Annotated in this window: 14 protein-coding genes; 6 read left to right on the top strand and 8 right to left on the bottom strand. The window is 57.8% G+C overall.

Annotation, left to right across the window (positions count from 1 at the left end; genetic code table 11):
* Positions 1-841: IS5 family transposase (locus Q7S58_RS00825; RefSeq protein WP_304819814.1), on the top strand; the 841-nt coding region annotated here is incomplete at its 5' end.
* A gap of 47 nt (positions 842-888) precedes the next feature.
* Here the strand turns inward: Q7S58_RS00825 and Q7S58_RS00820 are convergent.
* Complete coding sequence (locus Q7S58_RS00820) at positions 889-3,021, bottom strand: ATP-binding protein (protein WP_304819812.1); 2,133 nt, start codon at positions 3,019-3,021, stop codon at positions 889-891.
* 1,127 nt (positions 3,022-4,148) lie between these two features.
* Between Q7S58_RS00820 and Q7S58_RS00815 the strand changes: the two genes are divergently transcribed.
* Positions 4,149-5,456: a choice-of-anchor Q domain-containing protein gene (locus Q7S58_RS00815; protein ID WP_304819810.1), complete on the top strand. Its 1,308-nt coding sequence runs from the start codon at positions 4,149-4,151 to the stop codon at positions 5,454-5,456.
* Between the two features lie 2,264 nt (positions 5,457-7,720).
* On the opposite strand, the gene Q7S58_RS00810 is transcribed toward Q7S58_RS00815, so the two are convergent.
* A complete protein-coding gene (locus Q7S58_RS00810; protein WP_304819808.1) occupies positions 7,721-9,406 on the bottom strand; it encodes a recombinase family protein in 1,686 nt (561 codons plus the stop codon).
* Complete coding sequence (locus Q7S58_RS00805; RefSeq protein WP_304819805.1) at positions 9,393-9,875, bottom strand: DUF2924 domain-containing protein; 483 nt, start codon at positions 9,873-9,875, stop codon at positions 9,393-9,395. Before Q7S58_RS00805 ends, Q7S58_RS00810 begins: the two co-directional genes overlap by 14 nt.
* A 241-nt stretch (positions 9,876-10,116) precedes the next feature.
* Here Q7S58_RS00805 and Q7S58_RS00800 point away from each other — a divergent pair, with 241 nt between their 5' ends.
* A complete protein-coding gene (locus tag Q7S58_RS00800; RefSeq protein WP_304819803.1) occupies positions 10,117-10,326 on the top strand; it encodes a hypothetical protein in 210 nt (69 codons plus the stop codon).
* Here Q7S58_RS00800 and Q7S58_RS00795 read toward each other — a convergent pair.
* The 4 genes from Q7S58_RS00795 to Q7S58_RS00780 all read right to left on the bottom strand — a co-directional run bounded on the left by Q7S58_RS00795 (position 10,323) and on the right by Q7S58_RS00780 (position 12,338).
* Positions 10,323-10,517 (bottom strand): hypothetical protein, encoded by a 195-nt coding sequence (locus Q7S58_RS00795; RefSeq protein ID WP_304819801.1) that lies wholly within the window; start codon positions 10,515-10,517, stop codon positions 10,323-10,325. The genes Q7S58_RS00800 and Q7S58_RS00795 overlap by 4 nt on opposite strands.
* A gap of 167 nt (positions 10,518-10,684) precedes the next feature.
* A complete protein-coding gene (locus Q7S58_RS00790) occupies positions 10,685-10,894 on the bottom strand; it encodes a hypothetical protein (protein WP_304819799.1) in 210 nt (69 codons plus the stop codon).
* 88 nt (positions 10,895-10,982) lie between these two features.
* Positions 10,983-11,336, bottom strand: coding sequence for a hypothetical protein (locus Q7S58_RS00785; protein WP_304819797.1), 354 nt, complete (start codon positions 11,334-11,336; stop codon positions 10,983-10,985).
* 735 nt (positions 11,337-12,071) lie between these two features.
* Positions 12,072-12,338 (bottom strand): hypothetical protein, encoded by a 267-nt coding sequence (locus Q7S58_RS00780; RefSeq protein ID WP_304819795.1) that lies wholly within the window; start codon positions 12,336-12,338, stop codon positions 12,072-12,074.
* Positions 12,339-12,650: 312 nt separating this feature from the next.
* Here Q7S58_RS00780 and Q7S58_RS00775 point away from each other — a divergent pair, with 312 nt between their 5' ends.
* On the top strand, positions 12,651-14,147 hold the full coding sequence (locus Q7S58_RS00775; protein ID WP_304819793.1) for a 3'-5' exonuclease: 1,497 nt from the start codon (positions 12,651-12,653) through the stop codon (positions 14,145-14,147).
* Positions 14,148-14,385: 238 nt separating this feature from the next.
* Here Q7S58_RS00775 and Q7S58_RS00770 read toward each other — a convergent pair whose 3' ends face one another.
* Positions 14,386-16,131 (bottom strand): IS630 family transposase, encoded by a 1,746-nt coding sequence (locus tag Q7S58_RS00770; protein WP_304819791.1) that lies wholly within the window; start codon positions 16,129-16,131, stop codon positions 14,386-14,388.
* 313 nt (positions 16,132-16,444) lie between these two features.
* Between Q7S58_RS00770 and Q7S58_RS00765 the strand changes: the two genes are divergently transcribed.
* Together Q7S58_RS00765 and Q7S58_RS00760 are read left to right on the top strand one after the other, a co-directional pair.
* On the top strand, positions 16,445-16,918 hold the full coding sequence (locus Q7S58_RS00765; protein WP_304819789.1) for a DUF2924 domain-containing protein: 474 nt from the start codon (positions 16,445-16,447) through the stop codon (positions 16,916-16,918).
* Positions 16,911-18,638, top strand: coding sequence for a recombinase family protein (locus Q7S58_RS00760; protein ID WP_304819787.1), 1,728 nt, complete (start codon positions 16,911-16,913; stop codon positions 18,636-18,638). The genes Q7S58_RS00765 and Q7S58_RS00760 overlap by 8 nt, the downstream gene beginning before the upstream one ends.
* Positions 18,639-19,232: the final 594 nt, after the last annotated feature.

The following is a 19,232-nucleotide window of genomic DNA, read 5'->3' as shown; positions in this document are numbered from 1 at the left end:
TTTGATGGAGCAGCTCGATTACAACTTCCTGTTTCGCTGGTTTGTGGGGCTCAACATCGACGATCCGGTCTGGGACGTGACGGTCTTCACCAAGAACCGGGAGCGCTTGCTGGTGGGCGAGGTCGCGCAGGGCTTTTTCAACGCGGTGGTCGAGCAAGCTGCTGCCCAAGGCCTGCTCTCTAACGAGCATTTTACGGTCGACGGCACGCTGATCGAGGCCTGGGCCGGACACAAGAGTTTCAAGCGCCAAGGGGATGACCAGCAAACTCCGCCCGATGATCCCGGCAACCCGAACGTAGACTTTCATGGTGAGCGACGCACCAACGCCACTCACCAATCGACCACCGATCCTGACGCGCGCCTGGCCCGCAAAGGGCCGGGCAAAGAGGCCAGGCTCTGCTACGCGGGGCACGTGCAGATGGACAATCGCCACGGCTTGGTGGTCAACACTCGCCTGACTCAAGCCAGCGGCAAGGCCGAGCCGATGGCGGCGTTGGCGATGGCGGCAGAGATCACGGGCCAGGGTCGGGTCACGCTGGGCGCCGACAAGGGTTACGATCAAAAGGAGTTGGTGCGCGCATTGCGTGAGCATCGAGTCACACCGCACGTCGCGCAAAAGGTTAACAGCGCGATCGACCGACGCAGCACTCGCCATCCCGGCTACCTGCTCAGCCAGTGGCGGCGCAAACGAGTGGAAGAGATCTTCGGCTGGCTCAAGACGGTCGCCGGACTGCGCAAAACCCGTCATCGTGGAATCGCTCGAGTCGGTTGGACCTTCACTTTCGCGGCCGCTGCCTACAACCTGGTGAGGATGCGCAACCTGATCCACCTCGTCACCTGAAACACCCACCAGCAGCAGCGGATGAGCCACTTTCGACCTCCAAACCCTTAACCAAGTAGCGACCCCAACTCATCAGCACAGAAAAACTCGTGACTGTTCGGCATTTTTCCGCAGCCTGCTAGTATTTCTGGCACTTCAAAAATTACGGGGACCCCGGATCTGAAGGCCTTTCCCACGGCGATCGCTTGTCTAAATCGAAGAGAAGGAAGCGCGGCCACCATCTCGGTTCCCATGTAGTTCAAAAGAAAGTCCGAGCTTGTCCTGTCGAACTGCTGGAACGCAACGACGGTGTTGCACTGAGTCAGCACCGTCTTCGATACGTTGGCGGTTCTCTGTGCGACCACAATAAAGCCAACGTTGTACTTCCGGCCTTGGAGCGCGATCTGGCTGATGCTGTTCACTAGCGACTGAGCCTTTCTATCTTCCACTCCGATGAAGTTCCATTCCGGAATGACGGTGTGTGCTTCTTCCAGAACCACACACACCTGCTTGCCGAAGTTGGCATCTTGCCGAGCAACCTGGAACAAGCCGCTGAAGAACCATTTCGTGTATTCCAGGATTCCTGTGGTATTTGAGACGTCCGGCAGTTCAAACAGCGCGATCGATCTGTCCGATTGCATGAACTGGCGCACCGCCTCGTAGAAGCGGGTTTTCAGAATTTCAGTGTTTTTTTCGACTACTTCTGGTCTCTGCTGGTTTTTGAATTTTTCGAGTTCGGTTGCAAGCGTGTCGATCGCAGCAAAAAGCTCAGGCTGCTGATTAAACGGGACTACGCTTTCAGGTGCGAGGTCCGGTAACTTGCTCCGATACTCATTCGTGAAGTCCACGCAGATGACTTTGATACCCTCGCTAATTATCTGTCGAAGCAGGTTTCGGCAGAAAACGGACTTCCCAGATCCAGTCACCCCTAAAATAGCCGTATGGTGCGTCACGGCCTGATGGAGGTTCAACAACACAGGATAGTTCGTCCCTGGAATTGCTCCGACTTGTCGCTCACCCGGCGCGGGAAGGAAGGGAGGTGTTTCGGGTGCCAAGAACAGGGGCGTATTGATCTCGGGAACCCATCCATATTTCTCGAACAGAAGTCGCTCGGGATCCCATACACCAAGCTGGACGGCTTCTCCGACGATTAAGCCCGCTTCGTTCTTCTGTTCCAACGCTTCGATCTTTGTTAGGCCTTGCGTGATCTGATACAGGACTTGATTGCCGGAAACCTGCGCTTGAAGCAGGCTTCCTTCCGCAACGGTTACGCGGCCTGCGTAGTCGAACCGGACCTTCATGATGATCGAGCGTTCGGTCACCACGCCGACAAAGCGCCCAAGGAACTCAGGAGTGTCTCGGCCCTGGATCTTGAATACGACGTTCGTAGCACCAATCTTACTCTGAGGTTGGGAGACGAGCGCTCGCAAGATATCCTCGGTGGCAAGGATTTTGATCCACTCCTGTTCGTCCAGAAGAAAGTTGTCGACTATCATCCCCTTGAATACACGCCGCCCGTCGGCCATGGAGTAGCGAAACTCGGCAAGGTCGAATCGCTGAACGGGAACGCGTTCTTTATAGAGCTTGGCGAGGAAGATGTTACGTGATTGGACGCCGATTATCTCTCCTATTTCGAGGCCAGATCCCCGCGTCGACATCCACGATTGCAGCACGAAGCTTTTAGGATCGATAAGGACGATCGCAGCGGCATAGACTGCTAGCACGAGGAACTGCCGCGATTGACTGTCGACGTAAAAGAAGAGTGTCAGGAGGAACAGCGCGCAGAAAAGCCAGCGCCCGTTGCCGAAGAAGATCGAAAATCTCTTCAAGACCGCCGATACCCGGTTCTGCAGAGCCAAGGAGGACTTGTCGGCATCCAGCAAAAAAAGCGCGGTAAGCGAAGTTAAGAGGAGGAGTAGATTATAGCCGAAGAAGATCCAGTACCAGTGGCCGAGCTTCGACAGCTGTGACGAGAGCGGCGCCAGAAGGAGCAAGATCGCAATTGTCGATGCTAGGACGTCCGTCGGCCTAGTGAAAAAATGCTCAAGGAAGAGCGTGACGAATGAGAGCATGAGCAGCGCCGCGAAGAGGACGACCGACTGCTCTGACGACGGAAACGCGCGACCCGTGGTGACATAAAAAACCAGGAATAGAAGGGCGAGGGTGATTGCGAAAAGGGTGATCCGGGCGGTCTTGGTCACGGTGAGGCAATCCTCTCAAGCCCCGCGGGCGAGGTGTAACTTCCGTTTAGCCAAGATTTGCACGTCCTACACATTCGCACCAACTCCAAATAGATTGCAAACGCAGTTCCAAACCTGTCGAGACGGCCCTGCGTTCCTGGGCCTGCCGGAATCTTAAGTATGACCGATATCCGACTCCCCCTAAGCCGGAGAGACATATCGCGCGTTTTCCGTCTTCATCGTGAATTGACTGGGTTTTCAATTGGTGTTGTTCAGCGCAGATCACCGTACCGCTTTATGGAGGCAGTCAATTCCTGGCGTGGCAACCTTGCTGCCGGGTCTCCCGCGAGCAAAAGCAGCGGCACGTGAAGCGCAGCTGGAGTGGTCAGCTTGTTGGTGTGAATTTCATCGACGACCCATGTGAACCCGTGGCCGAGAAAGTCAAAGAAAAGGGGGGGCTGGCACGATTTTCCTCGGAGGCCGGCAGAGTTCCGGTTCTTCACATGTCTCATCGTCCTGACCCGCAGTCCCAGAATTCACAGGCAGTCCAAGCGGTCCGCCTCATGGAATAGGGCAGTCGACAGGCGGCCTCCCACGCCAACGCAGAAACTGGCTCCCAAAGGCGGCACCCTATTTCGCCAACTTGATTGTTGATGGGTTACGGTTTCGTTCAGCCCTTGGGCGAAGCCCAGGACGAAAAGGGCCCAGCCCTTCGAGCCCGGTCCTTCATCTCACGTCGTGCCAAACTACTTCTTAACCTTCACCTTCCTCGCTTGCGCCGCCGACCTCCCATAGCGTTTGCCGAAACACTTGCGACATCGGCGATCCCGCCGCCGAATGAAACTCGGAGCCAAGTCATCACTCCCACAATAGCGGCAAACCAGCTTTTTCGATTTCGACTTAACTATCCATATTCCGGAGCGGTCGTGCAGGATTGACCGTCCTCGGAACAGCCTTCTTCCGGACTGTCTTCTTACCGGCCGACGGCGCGGCGTCCTTTTGATCCTGCTCGGACCGGAATGGGGAGAGTCCTATCGGTACCCCGGTCCATCGCCACGTGGTGGAAAGCCCTTTGGACTCAGAACCAGCGGCGAACTTCGCGTTTGCAAGCCCTTTGGTGTTGGTGCCACTGTGAATCAGAATTCAAAATGGAAATTCCAGGTAAGAGCATGAGCGGAAAAGCAGGCAGTCATCCGTTAACGACCGAGTCGAAGTGTCCGGTCACTCACATTGGCAGCGGTTTCGACCCGTTCGACGGCGACCCGTACGACTTCTATACCATGGCCCGGCGCGAAGAACCGATCTTTTACAATCCTCAGCTCGGTTATTGGGTGGTGACGCGCAACGCGGGCGGGAACTGCGCGATAACTTCTGGCGGAACGTCGAGTACCGGCTATGACATTTCTGACGACAACACATGCAGTTTCGGCAGTCCTGTCGGCGCCAATAGTAAAACCTTGGGAGACAAGGTCAATCCGCTGTTAAGCGCAAGTGGTCTGCAGAACAACGGCGGACCTACCAAGACCATAGGGCTTCAATCGATCAGTCCCGCTATTGACGCGATCCCGACCGGGAGTGCCAATTGTCCCGGCGCCGACCAGCGAGGGGCGCCGCGTCCAGATTCCGAGGATGGGGTCGGCGGTGCCTGTGACATAGGCGCGTTCGAGTACGGCACCTTCCTGGTCCCAACGCCAACGCCGACGGCTACGCCGACTCAAACCAGGACCTCGACACCGACGCTGACCGTGACCAAGACACCGACGCCGACAATTACTCAGATCAAAACGCCGACTCCAACGCTCACTCAGACCAAGACGCCGACGCCAACGCTCACTCAGACCAAAACGCCGACTCCAACGCTCACTCAGACCAAGACTCCGACACCGACACTCACCCAGACCAAAACGCCGACGCCGACGGCCACTCCCGGCCCGACGGTCACTATCGACGTGAAGGCGTGTATCGACGGTCGTGATCTCCTGATAATTCAAGGCAGTACGCTCCAGTGGCAGCACCTGGACCATACGGCTGTCGGCCTTGTGACCTGCGGCAGCAGCGGCAACGCCACCGTCGTGACGACTACCCTCGACGGGGTCACCGTCCTGAATAATTCCAGCTGGACCCCGAACTGGCCGGACGGAACCAGTTCCGGAGCGTTCTCCTCTGTGTTCTCGGGTCTAAGCCCGGCACTTCCTTCATCCGGGTCGCTAGGCGTTGCCCTCACCCCAGTCGCGGCGCGCGGCAGTCTTACGATTTCGCAGCTCCCAAGTCCGGCTAACGGCGAGACGACGATCGTCGACTTCAACGACGACGGTCCGGGCGCTGCTGCCGGGTATGAGGCGCTCCTGACGTTTCAGGTGAATGGCAGTGCACCGACCACGGCACGGCTAAAGCAAACGCAACCAGGGCATCGATACCTGCCGCAACATGCATTCCGACCGCAACGGCAACAGTGAGCAAAGACGACAATACCGCCACCGGCGAGGCTGCGCTTGGAAATAACACCACCGGGCACGATAATAGCGACACCGGGGAACCGGCGTCAGCAACCGGGCGGCCGTAATTTGCGCTCGCGTATAGCGGCCGCCGCGGACGTTAATTTCGTCCAGATAGGCTTCCGCGACGGCCCTCATATGCCTCTAAAATTGCTCTCGTGTCATTGGACTTGGCCCTTTCTTGACGCTGGCGAAGGCGATAGTCATGACTTCGTTTTCGCACGAGGCTCAAAGCGCACCGGGTGAACGGCGGGCGGAGAGGAACCCGGCGACATCCGCGACGATACCGGCAATGGATGATTCTCCAGTCCGTTTTGATTGTCGTGAAGCCGCGCACACGCGCGAATTTCGAACGTTTCGGCGGAGAATGCGGAACGTCGAGGACTGGGTGGCGGAACTCGCAGTCTTCTACGAACCATTCTCTTGCAAAAACTGGACAACCCTAATGATTTCGAACAAGTTTCGTCATTCAAGAGGGTCACCTTATGGCAAATACCCCTGGAAACACGAGTCTTTCCGTAAATCAAACATCATTTGAGCGCATAATTTGGACTAGAAACGTACAAAAATCAACGGATTTGAGGGTCCTTTGCTTGGATTATGCAAGCAAAATAGCGGTAAATCGCGGTAAATCTCGAGCAATATCGAAATCGATAGGGTCTAAGGTTTACTGCCAAAGCATAGTTGCTAGGCCGGCGTTCTAGAGGCTTTGTCGCATGAAGCGATGACTAGAAGCTCAGGATTTTCGAGGCCGCCCTCGCGATTTTCGAGCGGTGGGCGGAGGTGGTATACCCGCCGCGAGAGCCCAGAATACCGCGTCATCCTCTTTCACCATCTTGTCATAGGTCTTGTATCGCATGTGAGGCGGTTTCGGCGGGAAGGAGTCGACCAAGGATCCGGTTCCTCCGAATTTTATCCGCCTTGCCTGCGCCCTCCTCACGCTACGTTCTAGCTTGCCAACTTGCTGGCTACTGTAGGCTAATCCCCAACATTTTCGGCATTTGAAGTCGTCACCACCGTACAAAGCTGCGGCGCGCCTACTGCAGCCGGGGCAGAGAAACCAGGGTCGTTTGCCGCCGTAATTGCAAGGGGTGAAAACGAAATCGACGCGCACCTTGACCTGCTTGTAACGCCGGTCGGCTTGCAGGATTCCGTATCCAAGCACGACATGGTCCTCTTGGACGTCGACTAATACTGACCGATCCCTTCGCCCGGGCACCTCCGAAACCCCGTCAAAAAACTTGCTCGGATCCAGCCGTCCTGTGCGGCTCCACGCCTGGATGTCGAGTTTGTCGAAGTCGTCGACGGTCTGCTTCGGCATGACGTGGTTCTAGCGCAAGCTCCCGTCGAGGCTCTCTGACTCACGCCGATCGGGGAAAATCGGCGACTTTACTAAGAGCGTGAGCTAAGGGGTCGAAATACGATCATATGCACTCACGAATCGCCGTCGACAGATTCTTCTCGCCAACGCGGTTCGAAAGCGAGGTTTTACGACTTCTTGAAGCGGCCTTCTTTCCAGCGCTTCTTCATCAGCTCGGAGAGACGCTTCCTGCCGGCCGGCGTGAGCCCACGGCGCTTGGAGGTGCCGGCAGCTGCCTTTGAGGATGCTTTGATGCTCCTGGTCGAAGTGCTCGGCCTCGAGTTGCTACCCTCCAAGGCCGTGATAGCTCGATCGAGCCGATCTCTTTCCTGCTTTAGTTCTCCGACGATCTTTCCTAGCTCCATCCTTCTCTCCTCCGCCCCCGCTTGTTTCGCTCACCTAACAATGCTCTCTGAATAGTGACATCACTAGTTCGAATTGGCAATTGTGCCGCGAGGTGGCCGGCAAACGAATGCGCTGTCCCGTGGCCTTCGCATGACTGGCTATTACCTATGATTCGAGCCTATGTGTCCTGGCGGCGTGAGAAGGTGGTGCGACCTAGTCCACGAGCCCAGAGGCAGGAAATCCAAGCAGCCCCTGCATCTGAAAGAGGAGAGTTGAGGCATGACGTTGGGATTACTCGAGCAAATGCGGGCCGTCCGGCTCTCGAGGCTAGTCCGGTGTCGGGTCCTAAGCCGGCTCTGGCAATGTCCGGGCTGCGCGACGCTGGTGCGGAATAGTCAGGCTGAGCCGCCAGTATGCGCAGATTGTCAGCGACCCGCACAGAAGGTCAGCGAGACGATCCAATTCCCACTGAGGAAACTCCGGTAGTGCTGTTCGAGAGCTTTGCCTGCGTCGGAGCACTCTATCCAAGTCCTACGACTTTTTTCTGTTCCTTCCAGTCCATCGGCAGATCGATGCGGTTCAAGAGCTTCTGCGCGGTTAGATTGACTGGCTGGCGACTCTCGACGATCGCTTCGACGATTTCAGGTGCGAGAAAAGCCAAACTCAAGACGCGTCTCAGGTATCGCTTGTGAAGACCTTCGCTGTCAGCGAGCTGGGAAACCGATTTCACGTGACCGGAAGCAAGGCGCTCGAACCAGATCCGAGCCCTCGCCACCGCCTTCAGCAAAGCCGGGTCCATTATCATTGGCGGATTAGTGTCGCCTTCGATGATCAGCCGCAGCTCGGCGCCGCGGCGCTGCATCACCAGCGGAACGAAGCGGCTGATCGTAGCTCCGGTCGCGATGCTGGATTCCTGACCTGGATTGGTTAACGCCGCCAGTCTCAGCGTCACGCCGATACCGTCGCGCTTTAGATCTACCCGCTCGACCAGCTCCTTCAACGCCGTCCAGGCTTCAGCGTCGACATTCAACCGCTGGCACCATTGTGTCGCGCTATGGAGTACGGCACGAACCTGATCTACGTCAGCACCAATCTCACCAACTGCTGAAGCGATTGCCACCCGATCGTTCAGGATTTGACGCGTCGCCGAGAGCACGCTCCGCTCGATCTCAGTGGCCGGCAAGCGCCAGCCGCGCTCGCCTTCACCGCTAGATCCGTTCGCCAGGCTTCTGGAGAAATAGTAGCGATACCGTCGCTCGCCCTTGAACGTACGAGCGTAGACCAGCGGTTCACCCGCTTCATCGAACAGCTTGCCGGCCAGCGGTCCAGGTTTAGGTGTTTCTGCCTTGGATTTCCGGACCGTGTGGTCGCGCAGCAACTGCTGAACCCTCTCCCACAAAGACTGGTCGATAATCGGCTCGTGGAGTCCCTGATGGCAGATGCCCTTGTGCCGGATCTGGCCGATGTAGATCGGGTTGGCCAGCAACTCGTAGAGCGCTCCGCGTGAAAACGATTTTCCGCCTGACTCGAGACCTTTCTTCGACACTCGAGTCTTCGAGCGAATCGCGCGGCCGTCAAGATCATTTCTGAGCAGCCGCACGCAGCCGAGCTCCAGGTATCTCCGGAAAATCATTCTGACTGCCTCGGCCTCCGCCTCCACGATAACCAGCTTGCGATCCTGTACTTCGTACCCCAATGACACCACCCCACCCATCCACATTCCTTTGCGCTTGGAGGCTGCAATCTTGTCGCGGATCCGCTCGCCTGTTACTTCTCTTTCGAACTGGGCAAATGAGAGCAGAACGTTGAGCGTAAGCCGACCCATCGAAGTCGTCGTATTGAACTGCTGGGTGACCGCGACGAACGAGACTCCACCTGCATCGAAGATCTCGACCATCTTGGCAAAGTCAGCCAACGATCGCGTCAGACGGTCGACCTTGTACACCACCACCACGTCGATCAGTTTTTCTCGGATATGAGCCAGCAGCTGTTGCAGGGCTGCTCGTTCCATCGTTCCGCCCGAGACCCCGCCGTCATCGTATACCGTCTTGATCAGACGCCAGCCTTCGCCGCTCTGGCTCTTGATATACGCTTCGCAGGCTTCCCGCTGCGCGTGCAGCGAGTTGAAGTCCTGCTCCAGTCCTTCTTCAGAAGACTTACGGGTGTAAATCGCGCAGCGCCGAAGCGCCAACTTAGCGAGCTGCATGATTTCGCTCGATTGACCGCAGGCCGAAGAAGAGCGGTCCGGACCAGCGGCAGCCGGTGATGAGGCGCGCCACCTCGGAGAGCGACCGGTAGCGCTGCTCCGCATAGAGTACACCCTCATCGAGCACCGTCACCTGATGGGTAATTCCGTGCCATTCGCGTACCAGCATCGTACCCGGCCTGGCGCTGCGCTTGGGCGTGACGATTACTTCGAGCCCCGCTACAGCGGCTTCGACTACTCGTTCGAGCAAGCGGTGAGTAGCGGGCTTGAGGCCGCCGTGCGCGTTCTCCTGTAGTCGATACCCGATGCCTCGAATCAGCAGCGGCCGGTTGATGCGAGCCGGCGGTCCGGCTCCGTAGAGCTGCCGCCAGCGCTCTCTGAGATCGTCAGTCGCCAGCTTTGAAAGCCCAACGGGATCGCCGGCGCGTTCTCGTGATCCCGAAGCGCGTTGATTATTTTTGATTGCCATGTCTGCGTCCCTCCATCAGAGATGGACACACACATGGCTCGTTCCGAGGCCGGCAGCCAGTCCTCTCTGCCCCAACACCGACGCCATATTGCGACGCGGGCACAAAGCGCACCGAGTGAACAGCGGGCGGAGAGAACCTCAGCGAAATATGCTGATCACACTGGCGATTGCTAGTTCTCCCGTCCGCTTTGATTGTCGTGAAGCCGCGCACACGCGCGAATTTCGCGCACTTCTGCGGAGAATGCTCAACATCAAGGACTCGGTGGCGGAGCATACCGACGGCGCGACGGCCGACGAGATCGCTTACGTGCTGAAGCGTTCGGTCCTGACGGTGCGGCCGCGCGTGAGCGAGCTGAGCGGGATGAAAGCAATTGTCGATTCGGGCGCGCGGCGTGCGAACACGTCGGGCCGCTCCGCAATCGTCTGGAGGATGGCTGATCCCGCCTCCTAAAAATCAACAATGAAGGACCGCCCGTACGCGTCGATTTGCTCCTTCGCTTTGAGCTTTTGTTTCGGAGTGAACCTGTCGCTCAACAAAATCGTGGAGAAGACAGTTAGTTTGACGAGGTTGTCGATTCCATCCCGTAACTCGCAGATGACAGAGGCAGTCGAAGTGTCGTCGATTGGTGTCTCTTTCGCCATTAGGTCTCTCCTTCCGCAACGCATCGGTCTCTTCTTTGATGACGACTATCGCACGATCGCGCCAATCGCAATCGAATGGACGGGCACTCGCCGCGCCAAGGATCCTCAGATGAAATCGAGGCAAGGATCGCAGAGCCGAGCGCGGCGTGGACTTCTGATCGAGCCGATCATCGCCGACTTCGAGGGAATCCGGCGCAAGCAGTTTCGGCGCTGGCCGGTGATCCGTCGATGTCTCTGGCGTCTACGGCCTTTTCTAACTGATCCTCGAGCGACTTGATCTGTGCTTGATCGTCGATGTTGGCGCTCGCCTGACGGGCGCCAAGGAACCACGCAATTACGATGAGAATCGCACCTGCGCCTACGATGATTCGCTTCACAGGAACCTCCGCAACGTGAGTGTGGGTCAAAAAGAAACCTGCGCGCTGACGTACCCGCGCAGGTTGGCAAACAGCGAAGGACCTGCGCTCAGCTATTCTCGAACAGCTTCCCTGCCCACGACCGTTTGGCCAGGTCGATCTCACCTTCGGAGATCAATGCGCCGCCATCAGAGTTCTGGTGAAACCCTAGGGTGCGCCAGTGGTGTTTGCCGGTACTCTCATAGGTGCCAGAACCGGTACCCGCGATTTGATCGCCGCTGTCCAGAAATGCCTGCGAACACCAACTGAACGACCCGCTTTTGCCGCCAACGAAGGTTGCCGTGCCAAGTACCGTCCCAAAGCCGCTGGCGGTCCCTTCGCAATTCCCTTGCGTTAGGACGCTACCGGCTGGTCCAGGAGTGATCGTGAACGAGTTGAACTTTAACGAAAATTCCCGCCCCATGGTAAGTATCAGGGCCCATCGGCTGAAGGACACCTGATAGATCGCATCTGGCCTGACGCGGCGCTTGCATCAGCCCCTCGCGAAGCTCTGGCTTCGGTGCTTACCCGAGGCGTCTATCTGCAGCAGGACCTCAGTCGGCATTTTGTGGAAGCCGCGACGGACCAGGAACGCTTTACGGCTGTAACACGCTTCGGCGGAGAATCCGCAACAGCTTGTGCTCGACGATTCTAGAGAGCGTGTATTCGCGAAAGGGGTGCAGATCCTATGGACCTACGTTTCGGACGGTCGCGGGGTAAAACGCTGGTATTTCGCGCACTCGTGCGCGGAGATGCGAAACGAGTTTCAGGTGTGCGCAAAGCGCACCGGGTGGACGGTGGGCGGAGAGAAATCCGGTGACGTCCGCGGCGATACCGGCAATTCGCGATTCTCCCGTCCCCTTTGAATGCGGTGAAGGCGCGCACACGCGCGGATTTCGCGCACATCTGCGGAGAATGCTCAACATCGGGGACTGGGTGGCGGAGCGAGGGGGATTCGAACCCCCGGTACGCTTTGGCAATCAAGGCCCGGAATTGTCCCCAAACTTGGCGCACTATTCGGTCCCAAATAAAGCAGCAATGCTGCAGAGATATTCTTCGCCTCTGATTCGGCTGTGCTTGACCCATCTCCGGTCCCCCTTCGTTCGAGGTCCGGGGCCCGCATCATTTAGAGGCCGATAGCCAGGCGAAGGCTTCGAGTTCAAGTCTTCTTCCTGCCGAGCAGGCAGTCCGGCGACTGTTTGTCCACTGCGACGCGGTACGAGGAGGCGGTCACGCCAGGGCCAGCAAAACGACAGCACGTACGGCTGCTCGCGCTCTCGAAACCGATCAGGTTGGGTTCTGGGTTTGCTCGGTCGTCGGCAACGACTTTGAAATTCCGCCGAAGCCCCTGCATCTTGAGTTCGACGGTGCCTGAGTCGGCGATGTCCGCAAGCGGCGGCTGGTGATACAAGATGGCAGCACTCATGTCGCGACAATGACCGTACTTTCCGCCTACTCTCTTTCGATGGTTCCTAACTCAAATTCGATTCCGTCAGGCCCTGCTAGGCTACGATCGACGGCGCTCCTTCGCGCCCCGAGGAGGTGGACCGAGCTGGCGCCGGATATGATGCTTGTGGCGACAATTGTTTATCGATGCATTCCTCAACGGGAAATGGCGGACAACGCTGAAAATTTCAAGAGTCTCGAGGGGTCGCGTAAATGAATGTTGCTGTGCTTCAGGATCAAAGATTCTAGGGATGGATCGTTGCCGAATTGCTCACAATATTCGGCGTGCTCAATGAATCTTACCGACGAACAGCACGCCATTTGCCAAGCCGCTCGCGATCTGGGTCCGCACTCGTGGCTGAAGATTCAAGCCTTTGCCGGCACCGGCAAAACCACCACGCTTGCAGCAATTGCCGAGTCCCTTGCCCAGCGAAAATTTCTCTACCTCGTTTTCAATCGTGCGGCGGCGGATGAGGCAGAACAGAAAATGCCGTCAAATGTGACCGTGCGGACCGCGCATGCGGTAGCCTTCAGAAGCGTCGGCCGTGTCTACCGGTCACGTCTGGCAAGTAGCCCGTGGGCTTGGTTTCCATACCTAAGGGAGAAAATGCCCAGGGCGCTCGATTCGGTCGTCCATATGGGAAGAGACTCGACTTCTGCTGGAGCCTTGATAATCCGAACGCTGGAACAATTCCTGAGAACAACACACGGCGCAATCGGAGCGATTCACGCTCCATATTGGTGTGACGACAATGTCGCGGCCACTGCGGGCTATGCTGCCGAAGCCTTGTGGAAGAACATTTGCAAGCAGAACAGCACTGCACCGGTCACGCACGATTGCTATTTGAAGCTCTTCTATCTACAAGGCCGGGATCTTGCGCCGCCGGAGTGGACCGTTATGCTCGATGAGGCGCAGGACGCGGACCCGGTGATTCTGGGCCTTCTTGAACGTTATAAAGGTGCGCGAATAGTCGTTGGAGACAAGTACCAACAACTTTACCAGTGGCGGGGCGCGGTCAACGCGCTTGCCCGAATGCGTTCGGATAGTGCAGAACTTTCTCTCACGCGAACGTTCAGATTCGGTAAGGGTGCGGCGGAATGGTCCAACCGAGTGCTCGAAGTCCTCGGCGAGAAGTTACGCATAATTCCCGCACGGCATCGGACCACAGTAAGCATCGAAGAGAAATCGGTAAAGATTGACGCGCTGCTGGCGCGCACGAACGTAGGAACATTGGATGCAGCAATCCATGGGCTTGAGCGAAGACGCAAAGTTCATGTTATGGGCGGCGCGGGCCCGTTAATTAAGTTGATACGTGGCGCGTGGGATTTGCACCTGGGCAACCCGTCTTCAGGTGAGCTCGCGATGTTCGCGAGCTGGGACGAACTCAAGGCTGCCGCCAAAGGAGATAAAGACGGTTCGCCGGGCGACCCTGCGCTCCAAGTTCTCGTTCGCTTGATAGAGAAACACGATCGGAAGGTTCTGCTGATGTGCCGGCAGCTGGAAGCATGTGTTGATTCTCCTGCCGGTGCGCAGATCACGGTCAGCACGGTGCACAAGGCTAAAGGCCTTGAATGGCCGCGCGTGCTGATATCGTCGGACTTTAATCAATTCGTCAAGCTTGAGAACGGCAAACCGACTATCGACTTGGAAGAAGCTTACGTCATGTATGTGGCTCTGACCCGTGCCCGGGAAAAACTGATCCTCTCCCCCGCGTGCGTAAAAGCAATCTCCGCTTCGGCGGCGATGAAGGCGGGGCTTGGCAGGAAGCAGCATTCACCCGGCACTTAGAGCGGAGTGGATTTGCGCTGGTCAGGCAGTCAAATCAACTCTGTCTCATCGGGATTGCGTGGGGCGATGTTAGTGCCGGCGTTGGCCGGGGCGTGGTGCGCAGGCAGCGCCCGACGTCAGGCAAGGGTGCGTGGCGGATCAGTTTCGCCGCGTTGCAAGAGCTGACGACGACCTTTGAGGCCCTGAGTTGTGGCGCCCCCAGTCGGTGTCGCTGTCCCCCTGAGAAGAATCAAGTGCGTTACCGGTAACGCGGATCTTTGCAATTGTTTGCTTCGGAGAAAGCGGCGGGTTCGCGCTCCTTGCCCCAAATCTTCTTTCCGGCTCTTCTGGGATGCTGCCTAAAGTGCGCGTTCCGTTCTTCAAAGTATCGATTTATCGCTGCCTTCGCGTCATCGAGTGTCTGGTAGTCACTGTTGTGGATGATCGCGCGAGCCATGCCGCTGAAGACGGATTCAATCACATTGAGGAACTGAGCACCTGACGGCAATGGAACGGCCTCGATGATCGGTACAGCGCCACCGGCGGCGACCGCATTGTGAACTTCGACATGCTCAGATAATCGCTTCGAGATGTGCCAGGAGGCTGCATCCCATGAGAGATACAGCTTCCGCCGGTCGCGATATTGCTCGACCAAGAGCTCCATCATTCGGATCATCTCAGTCGTATTCTTTTTCGTGCTGTAGAAGTGGGTAACTTGGTTGCCGGACAACTCAAGCGCCGCCGTCAGGATCAGGCAGCCTCGGGATTTCTGCCACTGCGGCACAATGCGCTGCTCGCCGGGCGCAGTGAATGTGCGGCCTAGCTGCATCTTCACCGCAAAGGGACCAAATTCGTCGATCGAGAAGAACGCTTCATCCGGACAAAGCCCGGAGAGGATCGAGCGAATGCGATCGAGTTTCTTGGAGTATTCGGGGTCGCTAGATGTTAGTACGACGCGAGCCTTGCGCCAGCGGTATCCCGCTGCTTTCGTGATCTTCCGGATCACCTCGGGGCAGGCGGGTCTGCCGGTTTCCCTCAGAACCCGAGACAGGTCGGTCATGATCCAAGTCGTGCGATTGATGCCGTAATTGGACGGGGGTTCGTGCAAGAGCCCGAAGATCGCCTTCTTGATCGCCTCATCGTCGAACTTCCGGGTGGAGTTGATTTGAGGCGCGAATAGCTCTGTATAACCCCCGTGCTCGAACCTCCAAAGATATTTGCGACAGGATTTATTATCGATATCGAGAAAACCACAGATCATGCGGCTGCTCAGACCGCGTCGGCTCGCCAGAACGACCATTGACCGGTTGCGATCGGATAGGCGGCCCTCATACAGGCGCCGCAGCAAGTGGTTGAGGTCGGGCAGGTCGCTCATCTCGCGGCGCAGTGCGTCGTCGCTGATTTCCTTCTGAAGGACAGAGCGCATCCACTCGAACGCGGCGCTTCGGAGCGCTGCTCTCTTATTGGGCTTTGGGGTGATGCCGATCAACCGACCGACATCATGGAAGAACTGCTTTTTTCGAACCGGCGAGATGACGGGTGGATCGGCGCGAGAAAGCAATGAGAGAAAATCGAGCACTCGCTTCTTCTCTACTGATATCAACAAATCGTAGGCGTGTTCCCAGATGCGGTCTTCATCGCGCTCAACCCGACGAACATAGTCGCGCACCGGCGCGATCGGACGAACATAGTCGCTCACCGTGGTGTATCCACCGCGGAAGCCTTCCTCATCGCGAAGGCGCTCGTAAATGTCCTTGACCGAGAGCCGAGCCTCAGGCGGTAGATTGACGTTCTCCCGAAGCAGCCGCCGAATCGAAGCCGTGTGTGGCCCGAGCTTCGGATACCTATGGCTCCGCGGGCCGTACGGCTGAGGAAGTGCATGATCCAGCATTTTGCGGATGGTTCTCGGGTCAATGCCCTTCTCGGAAGCAACCCGGCGGATCGAGCGACCCTGCACCAGAATCCAATGTCGGATCTTCGACCATTGCACCACGTCTCTATACATGCGGAAGCAACCTCCCAAGTAGGGCGCTCTACATGTGCGCCGGTGCACACTATTCGATAGCACGGCAGAATCTCATGCACTCGGGCATGACTGCGTGCAACCGGCCGACCTAACGCATGTCCAACGCGCCTCACTAGTAGCCTAATTCGCGGGCAATTTCAGGGGTACTAACCGACCAAGTTGAGCGCTTGCGGGACTGGCTACGTGCGGCGAATCGAGCAATGTGTGTGTCAGCAAGTCGCGCGCCACGAGGAGGACCGCCTATGAGCTTGGATGCCGATCTTAAGGTCGCGAAATATCGAGAGAAACAACTATGAAGCGGCCGGCGCCCGTTCTGGATCGTGGTGCGCTCAGCGCCGAGATTGCGAGTCTATCGAAGGCAAGCTTCAAGGACCTTCGCGAGCGCTGGAAGACCGTGTATGGGAAGGAGCCGTCAGGCCATATCGGCCGGTCCTTTCTGATTCGTGCAATCGCGTACCGCCTCCAGGAAAAGGCCTTTGGTGGCCTCAAGCCGTCCGCGCACATAATCCTTAATCGCGTTTTCGATGGCCGCGGAGAGTTTGCTCAGCAACGTAGTCCGAGACCGCGAGCAGGTGCCGGGACGGTGCTGATCCGGGAGTGGCGAGGGATCAGACACCGGGTCACCGTGCTCGACAACGACGTCATCTACCGCGGTCGGCGTTACAAATCGCTTTCGGAAGTAGCGCGTGCGATCACGGGCGCCCGCTGGTCGGGACCGCTGTTCTTCGGCCTGAAGCATCGAGCCAAGGAGGTGGTCAATGGCTAGCTCACCGATCAGGCGTTGCGCAATTTACACCCGCAAGTCCTCTGAAGAAGGACTGGAGCAGGATTACAACTCTCTGCATGCGCAGCGCGAGGCGTGCGAGGCGTTCATCAGGAGCCAGGCGGGCGAGGGCTGGAAGTTGATCAAGACCGCCTACGACGACGGCGGCTTCTCGGGCGGTACGATACAACGGCCGGCGTTACAGCAACTGCTCGCCAGTATCCGCGAGGGCATGATCGACGTCGTGGTCGTGTACAAGGTCGATCGCCTGACCCGGTCGCTGGCCGACTTCGCCAGGATGGTCGAGTTGTTCGACGCGCACGGCGTTTCATTCGTGGCGGTCACCCAGCAGTTCAACACCACCACCTCGATGGGCCGACTCACCCTAAACGTGCTGCTTTCGTTCGCTCAGTTCGAGCGCGAAGTTATCGGCGAGCGCATCCGCGACAAGGTCGCCGCCTCCAAGCGTAGAGGGATCTGGATGGGAGGTTCAGTTCCGATTGGATACGACGTCCGCGAGCGCAAGTTGCTGGTCAACGGAAATGAAGCCAAAACTGTACAGCATATTTTTGAGCGATACCTCGAACTCGGCAGCGTCCGACTTTTGAAGAAGGATCTGGACAGCCGTGGAATTGTTTCTGCGACCAGAGTGTCGAGAAAGGGCAACACCCGAGGCGGCAAGCCGTTCTCGCGTGGAGCGCTCTATAACGTGCTTTCCAACCCAATCTATCTGGGCGAGATCCGACACAGGAATGAACGCCACATTGGACAGCACGAGGCCATCGTTAGCCGCGACCTGTGGGAGCGGGTCCAACAACAGCTACGCAGCCGGGCGGTCCGCCAGGGTGAAGGCCGCAAGACCGAGGCGCCGCGAAGTCCATTGGCAGGCAAGCTGTTCGACGAAAGCGGCGAACCGCTCTACGTCCAAGGCGCAGCAAAAGGCCAACGCCGCTACCGGTATTACGTTTCTCGAAGACTGGTCAGAGGCGAGTCGCAAGACGCAGAGCAGGCGTGGCGGATATCCGCGCCAGAAATCGAGCAGACCATCTCTGCGGCGGCTCAGGAGATTCTCAGCGACCGAGCGGCGATCGCTCTGGCGCTTGAAGAGTCTGGCACAGACCCTAATCGGCTGAAGCCGGTCCTCGAGTCCGCTCAGGTGTGGATTGAACGGCTGCGATCCGATACGGAAACCGCAACAGCGGTGAGCGAGCTAGCGGAGCGTGTCGACCTCAGCCGCGAGGGCGTCCGTCTGTCGCTAAGGTTGCCGCTGCCACCTCCTGGAGCAGGGGGCGGCGCACCGACGGATCATCTTTCTCTCAAGAAATCGCTCCCCATGCAGGTAAAGCGCCGCGGTGTCGAAATGCGGATGGTGCTTGAAGGCGACTCCACACCCGGCCGGGTCGACCTTCCGCTGCTCAAGGCGGTTGCCCGCGCCCGCAGGTGGTCGCAAGACTTGATCGCAGGCCGCATGCAGTCGGTTGGCGAGATCGCGAAGCGGGATGGGGTCGCGGCTCGCTACGTGCGCGAGCTGATGCCGCTTGGATTTCTGGCACCCAGAACTGTCGAGGCGATTATCGAAGGCCATCAGCCGGCCGAGTTGACCGTCATCGACCTCACCCGACGGATCGATCTTCCCCTGCTTTGGAGCGCGCATGAAGAGGCGCTCCAGCGAGTTCATCGTCTTAACTTAGATCTGGAGCAGGTCGGTTCGACCATGCACTGAGAACCTGGCCGCTCGAAACAACGCGAAAGAATTCAAAGCGATCGCGGCGGGCAGTTGACCCGTTTGACGATACCGTTCCTTTCACCTCACACCATCGTGCGCGACGCAAGGCAGGGGTTCGCGATCGCTATAGTACGAGGCTAATGCCGCTCGCCCACGGATGGAACCACCCAAATCCGGCCCGGATAGGTTTCGGCGTGTTCCGACGATTAGCCCGGCCGGAGACCTTCTCTGGCTCCATCGGTGATAGCGAATCGCGCGCACCCGCGCGCATTTCGAGCGTTTCTCCGACATGTCCGGAAACCAGAGGACTGAATGGTGGTGGGTGCAGGCGACCGCGAACTACGCTCCGCGTCTGGATTCCCTGATCATCAGGGAAAAAACAGGGAAATGATCGTTTTTCGGGCTCGTCCGACGCTTTTCAGCCGGGAAAAGACCTCTCATTCATTGCGCTTTTTCAGGTAATTCCCTAACGATCCGATCAGGGAATTAATATCGCGGATCAGGGAATTGGGTTTCCCTGATCGTCCGCCGATCACGGAAAATCTCATCCCAGATGCGGGCTGTCGCGAATGGACTTGTCAGGCAGGAAGG

The sequence above is a fragment of the Candidatus Binatus sp. genome (genome assembly GCF_030646925.1).
GTDB lineage: Bacteria > Desulfobacterota > Binatia > Binatales > Binataceae > Binatus.
This window is presented reverse-complemented; position numbering and strand designations above follow the sequence as displayed.